Origin of the sequence: Cupriavidus cauae (assembly GCF_008632125.1) — a bacterium.
Taxonomy (GTDB): Bacteria; Pseudomonadota; Gammaproteobacteria; order Burkholderiales; family Burkholderiaceae; genus Cupriavidus; species Cupriavidus cauae.
On record NZ_VWRN01000036.1, the window covers coordinates 16,155 to 29,131 of the forward strand.

11 protein-coding genes and 1 pseudogene are annotated in these 12,977 nt (G+C 68.4%); 5 read left to right on the forward strand and 7 right to left on the reverse strand.

Annotation, left to right across the window (positions count from 1 at the left end):
* Positions 1 to 68 precede the first annotated feature (68 nt).
* Complete coding sequence (locus F1599_RS14920; RefSeq protein ID WP_149317012.1) at positions 69 to 1,175, reverse strand: NAD(P)/FAD-dependent oxidoreductase; 1,107 nt, start codon at positions 1,173 to 1,175, stop codon at positions 69 to 71.
* A gap of 107 nt (positions 1,176 to 1,282) precedes the next feature.
* Positions 1,283 to 1,606 (reverse strand): ferredoxin FdxA, encoded by a 324-nt coding sequence (gene fdxA / locus F1599_RS14925; RefSeq protein WP_006578043.1) that lies wholly within the window; start codon positions 1,604 to 1,606, stop codon positions 1,283 to 1,285.
* 372 nt (positions 1,607 to 1,978) lie between these two features.
* Here fdxA and pncB point away from each other — a divergent pair, with 372 nt between their 5' ends.
* From pncB to F1599_RS14950, 5 genes are all read left to right on the forward strand, one after another.
* Entirely contained in the window at positions 1,979 to 3,154 is a 1,176-nt protein-coding gene (pncB, locus tag F1599_RS14930) for a nicotinate phosphoribosyltransferase (protein ID WP_149317013.1), read from the forward strand.
* Between the two features lie 225 nt (positions 3,155 to 3,379).
* A complete protein-coding gene (locus F1599_RS14935) occupies positions 3,380 to 4,066 on the forward strand; it encodes a LutC/YkgG family protein (protein WP_149317014.1) in 687 nt (228 codons plus the stop codon).
* 217 nt (positions 4,067 to 4,283) lie between these two features.
* Positions 4,284 to 5,729: a sodium:proton antiporter gene (locus tag F1599_RS14940; RefSeq protein WP_150083593.1), complete on the forward strand. Its 1,446-nt coding sequence runs from the start codon at positions 4,284 to 4,286 to the stop codon at positions 5,727 to 5,729.
* Between the two features lie 8 nt (positions 5,730 to 5,737).
* Positions 5,738 to 6,775 (forward strand): 2-hydroxyacid dehydrogenase, encoded by a 1,038-nt coding sequence (locus tag F1599_RS14945; protein ID WP_150083594.1) that lies wholly within the window; start codon positions 5,738 to 5,740, stop codon positions 6,773 to 6,775.
* A gap of 90 nt (positions 6,776 to 6,865) precedes the next feature.
* A complete protein-coding gene (locus F1599_RS14950) occupies positions 6,866 to 8,263 on the forward strand; it encodes a DNA recombination protein RmuC (protein WP_150083595.1) in 1,398 nt (465 codons plus the stop codon).
* A gap of 123 nt (positions 8,264 to 8,386) precedes the next feature.
* Here the strand turns inward: F1599_RS14950 and F1599_RS14955 are convergent, their stop codons facing one another.
* From F1599_RS14955 to F1599_RS14975, 5 genes and pseudogenes are all read right to left on the reverse strand, one after another.
* On the reverse strand, positions 8,387 to 8,665 hold the full coding sequence (locus F1599_RS14955; RefSeq protein ID WP_150083596.1) for a hypothetical protein: 279 nt from the start codon (positions 8,663 to 8,665) through the stop codon (positions 8,387 to 8,389).
* 210 nt (positions 8,666 to 8,875) lie between these two features.
* Complete coding sequence (gene moeA / locus F1599_RS14960; RefSeq protein WP_150083597.1) at positions 8,876 to 10,207, reverse strand: molybdopterin molybdotransferase MoeA; 1,332 nt, start codon at positions 10,205 to 10,207, stop codon at positions 8,876 to 8,878.
* A gap of 150 nt (positions 10,208 to 10,357) precedes the next feature.
* Positions 10,358 to 10,957 carry a molybdenum cofactor guanylyltransferase MobA gene (mobA, locus tag F1599_RS14965; RefSeq protein ID WP_150083598.1) on the reverse strand — a complete coding sequence of 200 codons (600 nt, stop codon included), beginning with the start codon at positions 10,955 to 10,957 and terminating at the stop codon, positions 10,358 to 10,360.
* Positions 10,958 to 11,015: 58 nt separating this feature from the next.
* Positions 11,016 to 12,140, reverse strand: coding sequence for a GTP 3',8-cyclase MoaA (gene moaA, locus F1599_RS14970; RefSeq protein WP_149317021.1), 1,125 nt, complete (start codon positions 12,138 to 12,140; stop codon positions 11,016 to 11,018).
* A gap of 261 nt (positions 12,141 to 12,401) precedes the next feature.
* A pseudogene (locus F1599_RS14975) lies at positions 12,402 to 12,977 on the reverse strand (ribonuclease E/G); the annotation flags it as partial.

Sequence of the window (12,977 nt, forward strand, 5' to 3'; positions counted from 1 at the left end):
GCGGTTCTTCAACAGACCTGCGAGACGATGCCCGGCGTTGGCCATGCATCGCTCCGTCGAGCATCGGCTCAGTCGAACACCGGCGATTCGACGCCCAGGATCTTGTGCAGCTTCGGCGAGGTCGTCGTGTACTGCATGTGGATCTTCTTCTCGGGGAAGATGTACGGCGCGGCGCCGAAGGCGGCCAGCGCGGCCTCGTGGAAGCCCGACAGGATCAGCTTCTTCTTGCCCGGATAGGTGTTGATGTCGCCGACCGCGAAGATGCCCGGGATATTGGTCTCGAACTTCTCGGTATCGACCTTGATCTGCTTGCGCTCCAGGTCCAGGCCCCACTCGGCGATCGGGCCGAGCTTGGGCGACAGCCCGAAGAACACCAGCAGATCGTCCAGCGGCATGCGGCGCGTCACGCCGTCGCCGCCGGTGACCTTGATCTCGGTCAGCACGCCGTCCTTTTCCTCGTAGCCGCTGATCTGGCCGACCATGAACTGCATCTCCATCTGCTCGCACAGTTCCTTCATCTTGGCGACCGAGGCCGGCGCGGCGCGGAAGCCGTCGCGGCGGTGGATCAGCACGACCGACTCGGCCTTGCCGACCAGGTCCAGCGTCCAGTCCAGCGCCGAGTCGCCGCCGCCGACGATCACCAGGTTGCGGCCGTGGAAGCGGCTCGGATCCTTGACGCGGTAGAACAGCTGCTTGCCGTCGAACTTGTCCAGGCCCTCGACCTTCAGCGTGCGCGGCTGGAACGAACCGACGCCGGCGGCGATGAAGATGGTCTTGGTCAGGAAACGGGTGCCGAGCGAGGTCTCGACGAAGAAGCGGCCGTCCTCCTGGCGCTCGACCACCGAGACTTCCTGGCCGAGATGGAAGGTCGGCTCGAACGGCTCGATCTGCTTGAGCAGGTTGTCGGTCAGCTCCTGGCCGGTGCAGATCGGCACCGCCGGGATGTCATAGATCGGCTTGTCCGGATACAGCTCGACGCATTGGCCGCCGACGACCTTCAGCGAGTCGATCACGTGCGCCTTGATCTCGAGCAGGCCGAGTTCGAAGACCTGGAACAGGCCGACCGGACCGGCGCCGACGATCAGCGCGTCGATTTCGAGGGGCTGGCCACCGCCAGCGTTGCCGCCGACCTGATTGGTGGTGTCCGCGACGGGGTTGGGGATGCTCAAGTCCATATGCGTCCTGATACGTTTGGGGGCACGGGGTGCCCGGCATTGCGGGAAAGCGCGTGGAGACGGCCTTCTCTTTGTCGCTATCGGGTGGGGGTGGCTGGCGCGTCGGCTCAGCGTTCCAGGTATTGCAGCTTGCCGGTGGCGTCCTTCCATTCCTCGGCCTCGGGCAGCGGGGCCTTGGTTTTGGTGATCGAAGGCCAGCTGCGGGCCAGTTCGGCGTTCAGTTCGATGAACTGCTGCTGGTCGCCCGGCACGTCTTCCTCGGCATAGATCGCGTTGACCGGACACTCGGCGACGCACACCGCGCAGTCGATGCACTCGTCCGGATCGATCGCGAGGAAATTGGGGCCCTCGCGGAAACAATCAACCGGACACACGTCAACGCAGTCGGTATAGCGGCAACGGATGCAGGATTCGGTGACAACGTGAGTCATTTCGGTTCCAGGAAAACGGATCGGCTTCGATGGGAGACTGTTTTTGGCCGCTTGTGCCGGTACTTGTGCCCCGTGCTTGTGTCCGCGCTTGTTCCCGTACAGCGCACGCACACGCGGGACGAGCGTCGACCGCGGCCTTTCAAAGATCGGTATTGTAGCCGACCCGTTCGTGCCGCACAGCGGCCCTATATAGCCGAATCAGATAGTTTTCTTATTTCTTTATGCGGCTCTGTTCGGCGTTGGTGCGCGGGTCGACCCGGTGGCCGCTTTGGTCCGGTATGGGCCGCCGTCGCGCATTGGCCCCATGCGCGACGAGGTCGCCCGATGGGTTAGCATGTGGGCCTGATTCGGCACACTTGTGCGGGTTACGCCATGATCATTCAATCTCTGCTCGACACCGACCTCTACAAATTCACGATGATGCAGGTCGTGCTGCATCATTTTCCGGCGGCCCAGGTCGAGTACCGCTTCAAATGCCGCAATGCCGGCGTGGATTTGACGCCGTACGCGGACGAGATCCGCGCGCAGATCGAACTGCTGTGCCAGTTGCGCTTCACCGAGGACGAACTGGAATATCTGCGCGGCTTCCGCTTCATCAAGAGCGATTTCGTCGATTTCCTCGGCCTGTTCCAGCTCAACGCCAAATACGTGTCGGTGAACCCGTCGCCGACGCATCCGGGAGAAATCGACATCACGATCCGCGGCCCGTGGCTGCATACCATCCTGTTCGAAGTCCCGCTGCTGGCGATCGTCAACGAGGTGTACTTCCGCCATACCCAGCCGCAGCCCGACTGGGAAGAGGGCCGGCGCCGGCTGGTCGACAAGCTGGCGCTGCTGCGCATGCCGGGCCGCGACGACTGCGTGATCGCCGACTACGGCACGCGCCGGCGCTTCTCGCGCGACTGGCAGGAGGAGGTGCTGTCGTCGATGCAGCAACTGCTGGGACCGCAGCTGGCCGGCACCAGCAACGTGCATTTCGCCCGCAAGCACAACCTGACGCCGCTCGGCACCATGGCCCACGAATACCTGCAGGCCTGCCAGTCGCTGGGGCCGCGGCTGCGCGATTCGCAGGTGTTCGCGCTGGAGACCTGGGCGCGCGAATATCGCGGCGACCTCGGCATCGCGCTGTCCGACACCTACGGCTTCGATGCCTTCCTGAACGACTTCGATCTGTACTTCTGCAAGCTGTTCGACGGCGTGCGGCACGACTCGGGCGATCCGGTGGCCTGGGGCGAGCGGATGCTGGAGCACTACAGCAGGAACCGCGTCGATCCGCGCAGCAAGACGCTGATCTTCAGCGACAACCTCAATATCCCGCGCGTGATCGAGCTGTACGAACGCTTCGGCGGCCGCTGCCGGCTGGCGTTCGGCGTCGGCACCAATCTGACCAACGACCTGGGCTACACGCCGCTGCAGATCGTCATCAAGATGGTCCGCTGCAACGGGCAGCCGGTCGCCAAGCTGTCGGACACGCCGGAGAAGACCATGTGCGACGACCCGGCCTACCTTGGCTATCTGCGCCAGGTGTTCGGCGTCGAGCCGGCCTGATCCTGGCCGGTTTCCGCAACCGCTTTCCGCCGCTGCTTTCCGCCGCCGCTTCCGGACGCAGCTTCGGGCGGCGGCTTCGGGCGGCAGCTTCGGGCGGCAGCTTCGGGCGGCGGCTTCCGGCTGTTGCGTCCGGCGGCCGCTTCCCGCTGCGTTTCGGCGAAAGCCGCGGGCAGGGGGACTTATAATGCCCGCTGCCCCGGCCTCCCGACACCGATCGTCCGCACCATGAATACCGATTCCGCTCGCGACCGCATCTTCGCCCGTATCCGTGCCGCCCAGGGGCGGCCGGCGCAACCGACCCGAGGCGAGCGCGAGGCGGTGGCCGACTACCTGGCGCGCCATCCGCAAGGGCCGCGTCCCGGCGTGGCGGGCGATCTGGTCGAAGCGTTCAGCGTGCAGGCGCGCAAGATGGCCTCGACGGTCGAGCGCGTTGCCACGCTGGCCGACGTGCCGGCGGCGGTGGCGCACTATCTGAGCGGACTGGCGCTGCCCCCGCGCGCGGTCGCCTGGCCCGCGCTCGCCGCGCTCGACTGGCAGGCGCAGGGCATCGCGGTCGAAGCGCGGCCGCCGCTGCGCGATCCGGAGGCCGACCGCGACCATGGCGATCTGGTCGGCATCACCGGCTGCTTCTGCGCGATCGCCGAGACCGGTTCGCTGATGCTGCTGTCGGGGCCGGAAACCTTCGCCTCCGGCGCGCTGCTGCCCGAGACCCATATCGCGGTGGTGCCGGCCGGCCGCATCGTCGCCGACCTCGAGGAAGCCTTCGCGCTGGTGCGCGCCGAGCGGGGCGAATTGCCGCGCGCGACCAACATCATCAGTGGCCCGTCCCGTACCGGCGATATCGAGCAGACCATCGTGCTGGGCGCGCACGGGCCGTATCGCGTGCACGTGGTGCTGGTCGAACAGGCCTGAGGGCGCGTTGACGTGCAGGTGCGTGCCGGAACGGTTTTCGTGCGTGCCGCAGCGTGGTTGAGCGTGGTTGAGCCGGCCTGAATATCGCTGCGCCACGGCACGCGACGCCCGTCCTGCTCTCCCGCGCCGCATCCCGTCGCGCCGGCCCCGATACAACGACGGGCATCCCGCATTCGACCCACTTCCAACAAACAGCAATAACAGGAGACCGAACACGATGCAGTCCGCCCTCGCGCCGCGCTTGTCCAACGCGCCCCGGCTGGCGCTGCCGGCCATGCTGGCGATGTTCCCCGCGCTGGCCGGCGCCGCCGAACTGGACGGCGCCGCGCTGGGGCCGCAGTGGGCCTTGCCCTTCGCCGGCATCCTGCTGTCGATCGCGCTGTTTCCGCTGCTGGCGCCGCGCTTCTGGCATCACCACTTCGGCAAGGTCGCGGCCGGCTGGGGCCTGCTGTTCCTGGTGCCGTTCGCGCTCGCATTCGGCATGCATGCCGCCACGGCCAACGTCGTGCATGCGCTGGTGGCCGAGTACATTCCGTTCATCGTGCTGATCGGCGCGCTGTATATCGTCGCGGGCGGCATCTGCGTGCAGGGCAACCTGCATGGCACGCCGAAGCTGAACACCGGCATCCTCGCGCTCGGCACCTGCCTGGCCAGCGTGATGGGCACCACCGGCGCGGCGATGCTGCTGATCCGTCCGCTGCTGCGCGCCAACGACAACCGCCGCCATGTCGCGCACGTGGTGGTCTTCTTCATCTTCCTGGTCGCCAATGCGGGCGGTTCGCTGACGCCGCTGGGCGATCCGCCGCTGTTCCTCGGCTTCCTGAAGGGCGTCGAATTCTTCTGGACCACGCGCCATATCTTTCCGCAGACGCTGTTCCTGTGCATCGCGCTGCTGGTGATCTTCTATTTCGTCGATCGCCACTACTTCCTCAATCGCGAGGAGGAACTGCCGCCGCGGCTCGATCCGACGCCGGATTCGCGCGGCATCCGCATCGACGGCAAGGCCAATTTCGCGCTGCTGCTGGCGATCATGGCGCTGGTGCTGATGAGCGGCCTGTGGCAATCGGATATCGCGTTCGACGTGATGGGCACCGTCGTGCCGTTGCAGGCGCTGGTGCGCGACGTGGCGCTGGTGGTGGTGGCGCTGGTGTCGCTGGCGATCACGCCGCACAGCGCGCGCGCCGGCAACGAGTTCAACTGGGATCCGATCCTGGAAGTGGGCAAGCTGTTCGCCGGCATCTTCCTGACCATCATCCCGGTGATCGCGATGCTGAAGGCGGGCACCGACGGTGCCTTCGCCGGCGTGATCCGCGCGGTCAGCGACAGCAACGGCCAGCCGATCGACAGCATGTACTTCTGGGCCACCGGCCTGCTGTCGTCCTTCCTCGACAATGCGCCGACCTACCTGGTGTTCTTCAATACCGCCGGCGGCGACGCGGCCACGCTGATGACGCGCGACGCCACCACGCTGGCGGCGATCTCGGCCGGCGCCGTATTCATGGGCGCCAACACCTATATCGGCAATGCGCCGAACCTGATGGTCAAGGCGATCGCCGAGGACCGCGGCGTGCGCATGCCGAGCTTCTTCGGTTATATGCTGTGGTCCTGCGGCATCCTGGTGCCGCTGTTCGGGGTGATGACCCTGCTGTTCTTCCGCGTCTGAGGTTCACGATGGCTTCGCAATCCCAACCGCAATCCCAAGCGCAATCTTCCTCGCCGCGTCCGGCCGTGCTGGTCACGCGGGCGATCTTCCCCGATGTGATCGAACGCCTCGCGCAGTATTTCGAGGTCGACCACAACCAGCCCGACGTGCCGCTCGACGCCGCCGCGCTGAAGGCACGCCTGGCCGGCAAGGCCGGTGTGCTTTCCAATGCCGCCGACCGCATCGACGCCGGGCTGATCGGCGCGCTGCCCGAACTGCGCGCGGTCTGCAACATGGCGGTGGGCTACAACAACCTGGACCTGCCTGCGCTGACGGCGGCCGGCATCGTCGCCACCAACACGCCGGACGTGCTGACCGAGACCACCGCCGATTTCGGCTGGGCGCTGCTGATGGCCACCGCGCGGCGCGTCACCGAGTCGGAGCACTTCCTGCGCGCCGGCAAATGGGAGCGCTGGTCCTACGACATGTTCCTCGGCATGGACCTGCACGGCAGCAAGCTGGGCATCCTCGGCATGGGCCGCATCGGCCAGGCGCTGGCAAGGCGCGCCGCCGGTTTCGGCATGACGGTGCTGTACCACAATCGCAGCCAGCTGCCGGCCGAGATCGAGCAGGGGCTGGGCGCGCGCTACGTCAGCAAGGCCGAACTGCTGCGCGAGTCCGACCACCTGATCCTGGTGCTGCCATACAGCGAGCAGAGCCACCATGCGATCGGCGCGGCCGAACTGGCGCAGATGAAGCCGACCGCGACGCTGATCAACCTCGCACGCGGCGGCATCGTCGACGATGCGGCGCTGGCCGAGGCGCTGCGCGAGCGGCGCATCTTCGCCGCGGGGCTGGATGTGTTCGAGGGCGAGCCCAAGGTCCATCCCGCGCTGCTGCAGGTGCCCAACGTCGTGCTGACCCCGCATATCGCCAGCGCCTCCGAAAAAACGCGGCGCGCGATGGCCAATCTCGCCGCCGACAATCTGATTGCCGCGCTCGGCGCCGGGCCAGATGCCGGCCGGCCGCCTTGTGTGCTGAACCCCGAAGTGCTGGCGCGCCGCTAGCGTGCCGCTGTGGTGGCCACCGCGCGGTGGCCACGGCTGGCCTGGCCGCGGCGGCGCCGGCTTCCACCCGGCTTCATGACTCGATCCCCGATGTCTTCCTCCTCGCTGATCCTGATCGCGCTGGCCGCGATCCTGCTGCTGACCCTGCTGACGCTCGTCGTGCTGCTGATGCGCGGGCGCGACGGCAGCGCCGGGCAGCTGCATGCCGAACTGATGCAACGCCTGGCCGATTGGCGCGAACGTGGCGAGCGCGACAGCGAACGGCTCGAACGCAGCCTGCGCGGCGAGGTTGCCGAGGCCGCGCGCCTGGGGCGCGACGAAACCAGCGAGCAGATGATGCGCTTCCAGCAGACGCTGTCGGCGCAGATGACGCATATCGCCACGCTGCAGAACAACCAGATCGACATGTTCGCGCAGCAGCTCGCCAAGCTGACCGAATCGAACGAGCGGCGCCTGGGAGAGGTGCGCGCCACGCTGGAGCAGAAGCTCAAGGACATCGAGGCCAACAACGCCGCCAAGCTAGACGAGATGCGCCGTACCGTCGACGAGAAGCTGCACGCGACGCTGGAGCAGCGGCTGGGTGAATCGTTCCGCATGGTGTCGGACCGGCTCGAGCAGGTGCATCGCGGCCTGGGCGAGATGCAGATGCTGGCGCAGGGCGTCGGCGACCTCAAGCGCGTGCTGACCAATGTGAAGACGCGCGGCACCTGGGGCGAGGTCCAGCTGGAAATGCTGCTGCAGCAGATCCTGACGCCCGAGCAGTACGCGCGCAACGTCGAGACCGTGCCGAACTCGGGCGCGCGCGTCGAGTTCGCGATCCGCCTGCCGGGCAAGGAAGTGGGCGTCGGCAACGGCGGAGGGAGCGGCAGCGGCAACGGCACGGTCTGGCTGCCGATCGACGCCAAGTTCCCCAAGGAGCAGTACGAACGGCTGACCGACGCGCAGGAACGCGGCGATGTCGAAGGCGTGGCCGCCGCCGGGCGCGAGCTCGAAGTGGCCATCAAGCGCGAGGCCCAGACCATCGCCGAGAAGTACCTGTCGCCGCCGGCCACCACCGACTTCGCCATCCTGTTCCTGCCGACCGAGGGCCTGTATGCCGAGGTGCTGCGCCGGCCCGGATTGACGGACCTGCTGCAGCGCAATCACCGCGTCACGGTGGCCGGCCCGACCACGCTGACCGCCGTGCTGAACAGCCTGCAGATGGGCTTTCGCACGCTGGCGCTGGAAAAGCGCTCGAGCGAGGTATGGGAGGTGCTGGGCGCGGTCAAGACCGAGTTCGGCAAGTTCGGCGACGTGCTGGCGCGCACGCGCGACACGCTGGAGCGCGCCGCCCGCAATATCGAGCAGGCCGAGGTGCGCAGCCGCCAGATGGCGCGCAAGCTGCGCAAGGTCGAGGCGCTGCCGTCCGAGGCCGCCGAGCAGCTGCTGGGCTTGCCGGAGGAGGACGACGGCGAGGCCGGGCCGAAGGATGCCGGCCCGGCGGCCTGAGCGGCGCCGGCAGGGATTCGGGCCCGCCGGCCTGGGGGCTGCCGGCGGCAGCGTCCGAGCAAAAAAAAAGCGCATCCGCCAGGATGCGCTTTTTTTGTCGGAGAAGGGCCCGGCTGCCGGAGCTTATTGCCCCTCGGGCGGCAGATTGCGGATCGTCACCTCGATGCCGCCGAAGCGGGCCGCCACCCAGTTGTAGGCCTTGCAGGCCAGCCACAGCAGGCCGAAACCGACCAGCGCATTCAGGATCAGCGCGGTGAACACCGTGATGCCGGGCAGATCGCCGTAGCGGACAAAGGCCACGAACAACCCCATCGACACGATCGGCACCGAGAAGCACAGGTAGACCAGAACGAGCGCGCGTGCGGTCTTGACGGGGTGGAGGTAAGCGATCTCCTGATTCATGACAGCGTGGCAGTGGGGAAGAGTTGGGGTGCGGCAAGTGTAGCGAATGGGTGGCGTGGCGCATAGCCTCGCCCCGCCGGGGCGGCCGCACGCACGGCTTCGGTACGCAAAAAAACGACAGTGGCGAGGGACGAACCCGCCGGCCCGCAGGCGGATGCGCGATGGGGCGAGCGAAGGCGCAGCGAGGGGGCTGGGCGCGGTGCCCCGGCCTTACAGCAGGCCCTCGAACAGCATCACCTCGACCGGATCGCCGGCCGCGACGCCGCCTTGCTCGTGGCCCAGCACGATGAAGCAGTTGGCCTCGCTCATCGAGCGCAGCACGCCGGATCCCTGCTGGCCGGTAATGCGCACCTCCCACTGGCCGTCGGCGCCGCGCGCGAGGATGCCGCGCTGGTATTCGGTGCGGCCGGGCTTCTTGCGGATGGCGTGCGCGCTGCGCACGCGCATCAGCGGCGGCGGCGCGATGTCCGCGCCCATCATCCGATGCAGCGCGGCGCGGACGAAATGGTAGAAGGTCACCATCACGGCGACCGGATTGCCCGGCAGGCCGAACAGCAGCGCCTGATGGCCGTTCGACGCGATGCGGCCGAAGGCCATCGGCCGGCCGGGGCGCATCGCGATCTTCCAGAAGGTCACGTCGCCGAGTTCGGCCATGATCTGCCTGGTGTAGTCGGCCTCGCCGACCGACACGCCGCCCGAGGTGATCACCGCATCCGCGTTCTCGCACGCGCTGCGCAGCGCGGCCTCGAGCGCGGCCGGATCGTCGCGCACCACGCCCATGTCGATCAGCTCGACATGCAGGCGTCGCAGCATGCCGTGCAGCGTGTAGCGGTTCGAGTCGTAGACGCAGCCGGCGTCGAGCGGCTCGCCGATCGAGCGCAGCTCGTCGCCGGTCGAGAAGAAGGCCACGCGCAGGCGGCGCCGTACCTTGACCTCGGCGATGCCGAGCGAGGCCAGCAGGCCAAGGTCGGCCGGCTGCAGCACGCGCCCCTGGTTCAGCGCGGGTTTGCCGCGGGCCAGGTCCTCGCCGCGCAGGCGGCGGTTGTCGCCGGCCCGGACCGCGTCGGCGGCAAAGCGCACCGCTTCGCCTGCCGCTTCGCCGCCCGATTCGCTGCCCGCTTCGCTGCCCGCCCCCGGCACGGCCTGCGTGAATTCCTGCGGGATCACCGTATCGCAGCCGGCGGGCATCACGGCGCCGGTCATGATGCGTACCGCCTCGCCGGCCGCCGGGGTCAGCCCGTGGGTCTCGCCGGCCAGCGCGGTGCCGATGACGCGCAGCGTCACCTCGCCGCCGTTCGCCGCCTGCAGCGCGGCGCTGGAGAAGGCATAGCCGTCCATCGCGGAGTTGTCGTGCGCCGGCACGTCGATCGGCGAGACTACGTCCTCGGCCAGCACGCGATCCAGCGCCGAGCGGATCGCGACCTGCTCGATGCCGCTGACCGGTTCGATCACCTCGGCGATGATCCGGTTGGCCTGCTCCACGGGCAGCGCGCTGGGATCGTAGTCGGACAGGCAGGAGATCACGGATTGCAGGGACGGCATGGCAGGGTTCGCGTTGGGGTTCGGTTCGGGTTCGGGTTCGGTTCGGGGCTCAGGCTGGCGAGGGGTCGTGCGCCGGTCGGGCAGCAGGGCAGCAGGACAGCAGGGCGGCGAGGGCGGTGGAGCAGCTCAGGGCCGCGCCTCGGCCCCCGCTCAGCGCGCCTCGAAGGTGCGCAGTTCGTCCAGCGTGTTGATGTTGGCGAAGGGGGCCGCGTCGTCGAACGGCACTTCGGCCAGCCGATGCTGCGAGGCCCAGGCCTCGATCTTGCGGCCGCCGCCGTTGAGGAAGACCACCAGGCTGTCCAGCGCGGTATGCGGCATCAGCAGGAATACCGGCTGGGTCTGACGGCGGCCCTGTTCGTCGACGGTAACCGGCATCGCCATCTCGGCGCCTTCGCGCTCGATTGCCTGCGCCAGCCGCGCGACCAGGTCGGTGGGCAGGAACGGCGAATCGCACGGGGCGGTGACCATCCAGCGGGTCTGGCACTGTTCCAGCCCCGCCAGCATGCCGGCCAGCGGGCCGGCGAAGTCGGGCACCGAGTCGGTGACCACCGGCACGCCGAACGATTCGTAGGCGGCCAGATTGCGGTTGGCGTTGATCAGCAGCGCGCCGGTCTGCGGCGCCAGCCGCATCATCGTGTGCATCGCCATCGGCGCGCCGCGCAGCGACTGCAGGCCCTTGTCGGTGCCGCCCATGCGGCTGCCGCGTCCGCCGGCCAGGATCAGGCCGGTAATGTCTTCGCGTTCGATCATCGCAGGTGTCGGGGAAAAGCGGTGAAGCGTTGAACGGGGTCGGAGGCGAGGCGAACGCCTAGCCGCCGATATAGGACATCTCGATCTTGCGGGCCGCGCGGGCCGCGCGCACCTGCGCGTCGCCGCGCTGCTCCGAATAGTTGTCGGTGCGCTCGCGCCAGACGCCGGCGATCGCGTTGGCGATCTCGAGATCGCTGTGCCCGCCGCGCAGCAGCGCGCGCAGGTCGTAGCCCTCGGTGGCGAACAGGCACAGGTAGAGCCGGCCCTCGGTCGACAGCCGGATGCGGCTGCAATCGCCGCAGAAGGCGTGGGTGACGCTGGAAATCACGCCGATCTCGCCGGCGCCGTCGCGGTAGCGCCAGCGCTGCGCCGTCTCGCCGCTGTAGTTGGCGGCGATCGGCTCGAGCGGGAATTCCGCGTCGATGCGCGCGACCACTTCATCGGACGGCAGCACCTCGTCCATGCGCCAGTGGTTGCTGGCGCCCACGTCCATGAATTCGATATAGCGCACGATGATGCCGCTGCCGCGGAAATGGCGCGCCATCGGCACGATCTCGGCGTCGTTGGTGCCGCGCTTGACCACCATGTTGACCTTGAGCGGCGCCAGCCCGACCGCCTGCGCGGTCTCGATGCCCTTGAGCACGTCCGCCACGGCGAAGTCGACGTCGTTCATGCGGCGGAAGGTAGCGTCGTCGATCGCATCGAGGCTGACCGAAACCCGCGTCAGCCCGGCATCGCGCAGCGCGCGCGCCTTGCGGGCCAGCAGCGAGGCGTTGGTGGTCAGCGTCAGGTCCAGCGGCTTGCCGGCGGGCGTCTCGATGCGCGCCAGCATCTCGACCAGCTTCTCGATGTTCTTGCGCAGCAGCGGCTCGCCGCCGGTCAGCCGGATCTTCTCGACGCCGTGGGCGACGAACAGCCGCGCGACGCGCTCGATCTCCTCGAAGCTGAGCAGTTCCGAATGCGGCAGGAAGGTGTAGTCCTTGTCGAAGACTTCCTTCGGCATGCAGTAGACGCAGCGGAAATTGCAGCGGTCGGTCACCGAGATGCGCAGGTCGTGCAGCGGCCGTCCGCGACGGTCGGCCAACAGCCCGGTCGGCGATTCGAGTTGCGCCGGAATCGCGGGCTGCATCGAGTGATAGCGATGCTCGCGCAGGTCGAAGATGGGGATGACGGATTCGGTCATGTCGTGATAGGTCGCCGCCAGACCGGCGCCGTTCTGCCGCCATTCTAGCCGAGCTTGCGTTGAGGGGTCGCCGAAGCGCCCGCGGGCACGCGCGGCCATGAAAAAGGGGACGGCGGTGCCGTCCCCCTGGATCGCGTCGTTCCCGCGCATGCGGGAAGCCAGCGTCGTTGAGAGCCCTCGGAGTCCCCGCTTTCGCGGAGACCATGGGGCTATCGTCGCGCTTGTTCGCGCTTGTTCGCGCTTGTTCGCGCTTGTTCGCGCCTATTGCTGCGCGGCGGACTGCTGCTGCGAGTCCATGGTGACCTCGCGGCCGCCGGTCTCGACCAGCACCATCGGGCCCTGCGGCAGCGGCGGCAGCGGCTTGCGCTCGCGCGGCACCCGCGGCGCCGGCACGATGCGGGCAGCGGCTTCCTGCGCGGCACGGTACTTGGCGCTGTCGGTGTGCACCCACTGCAGGCCGGCGGCGTTCAGCATCGGCTCGAGCGCGTCGGCCGACAGCGGTGCGGCTGCTGCGGCCGGGGCCGGGGCCTGGGTTTGGGCCTGCGCCGGGGCAGCCTGCGGCTGCTGCGCTGCCCGGGCGCTGACCGCCTCGATGGCCTGCTGAGCGACCGGCTGGGCGATCGTTTCCTCGGCCGGTTGCGGCACGGCCTCGGCGGCCGGGGCCGGCGTGGCTGGCATGGCGACCTCGGACGTCACGTCGGCCAACGCTTTCGTGGCTGCTTCGGTGGCTGCTTCAGTAGCCGCTTGCGCGGGCACTGCCTCGGCGGCTGCCGTGGCAGGCGCCTGCGGCGCCGGGGCGGTCGGGGCGACGGCCTCGGCCGGCGACACCTGCGTGGC

What these genes read in the sequence shown, in the direction of transcription:
- F1599_RS14920 (WP_149317012.1), bottom strand. Translation starts at nt 1,175, where the DNA reads ATGGACTTGAGCATCCCCAACCCCGTCGCGGACACCACCAATCAGGTC.
- fdxA (WP_006578043.1), bottom strand. Translation starts at nt 1,606, where the DNA reads ATGACTCACGTTGTCACCGAATCCTGCATCCGTTGCCGCTATACCGAC.
- pncB (WP_149317013.1), top strand. Translation starts at nt 1,979, where the DNA reads ATGATCATTCAATCTCTGCTCGACACCGACCTCTACAAATTCACGATG.
- F1599_RS14935 (WP_149317014.1), top strand. Translation starts at nt 3,380, where the DNA reads ATGAATACCGATTCCGCTCGCGACCGCATCTTCGCCCGTATCCGTGCC.
- F1599_RS14940 (WP_150083593.1), top strand. Translation starts at nt 4,284, where the DNA reads ATGCAGTCCGCCCTCGCGCCGCGCTTGTCCAACGCGCCCCGGCTGGCG.
- F1599_RS14945 (WP_150083594.1), top strand. Translation starts at nt 5,738, where the DNA reads ATGGCTTCGCAATCCCAACCGCAATCCCAAGCGCAATCTTCCTCGCCG.
- F1599_RS14950 (WP_150083595.1), top strand. Translation starts at nt 6,866, where the DNA reads ATGTCTTCCTCCTCGCTGATCCTGATCGCGCTGGCCGCGATCCTGCTG.
- F1599_RS14955 (WP_150083596.1), bottom strand. Translation starts at nt 8,665, where the DNA reads ATGAATCAGGAGATCGCTTACCTCCACCCCGTCAAGACCGCACGCGCG.
- moeA (WP_150083597.1), bottom strand. Translation starts at nt 10,207, where the DNA reads ATGCCGTCCCTGCAATCCGTGATCTCCTGCCTGTCCGACTACGATCCC.
- mobA (WP_150083598.1), bottom strand. Translation starts at nt 10,957, where the DNA reads ATGATCGAACGCGAAGACATTACCGGCCTGATCCTGGCCGGCGGACGC.
- moaA (WP_149317021.1), bottom strand. Translation starts at nt 12,140, where the DNA reads ATGACCGAATCCGTCATCCCCATCTTCGACCTGCGCGAGCATCGCTAT.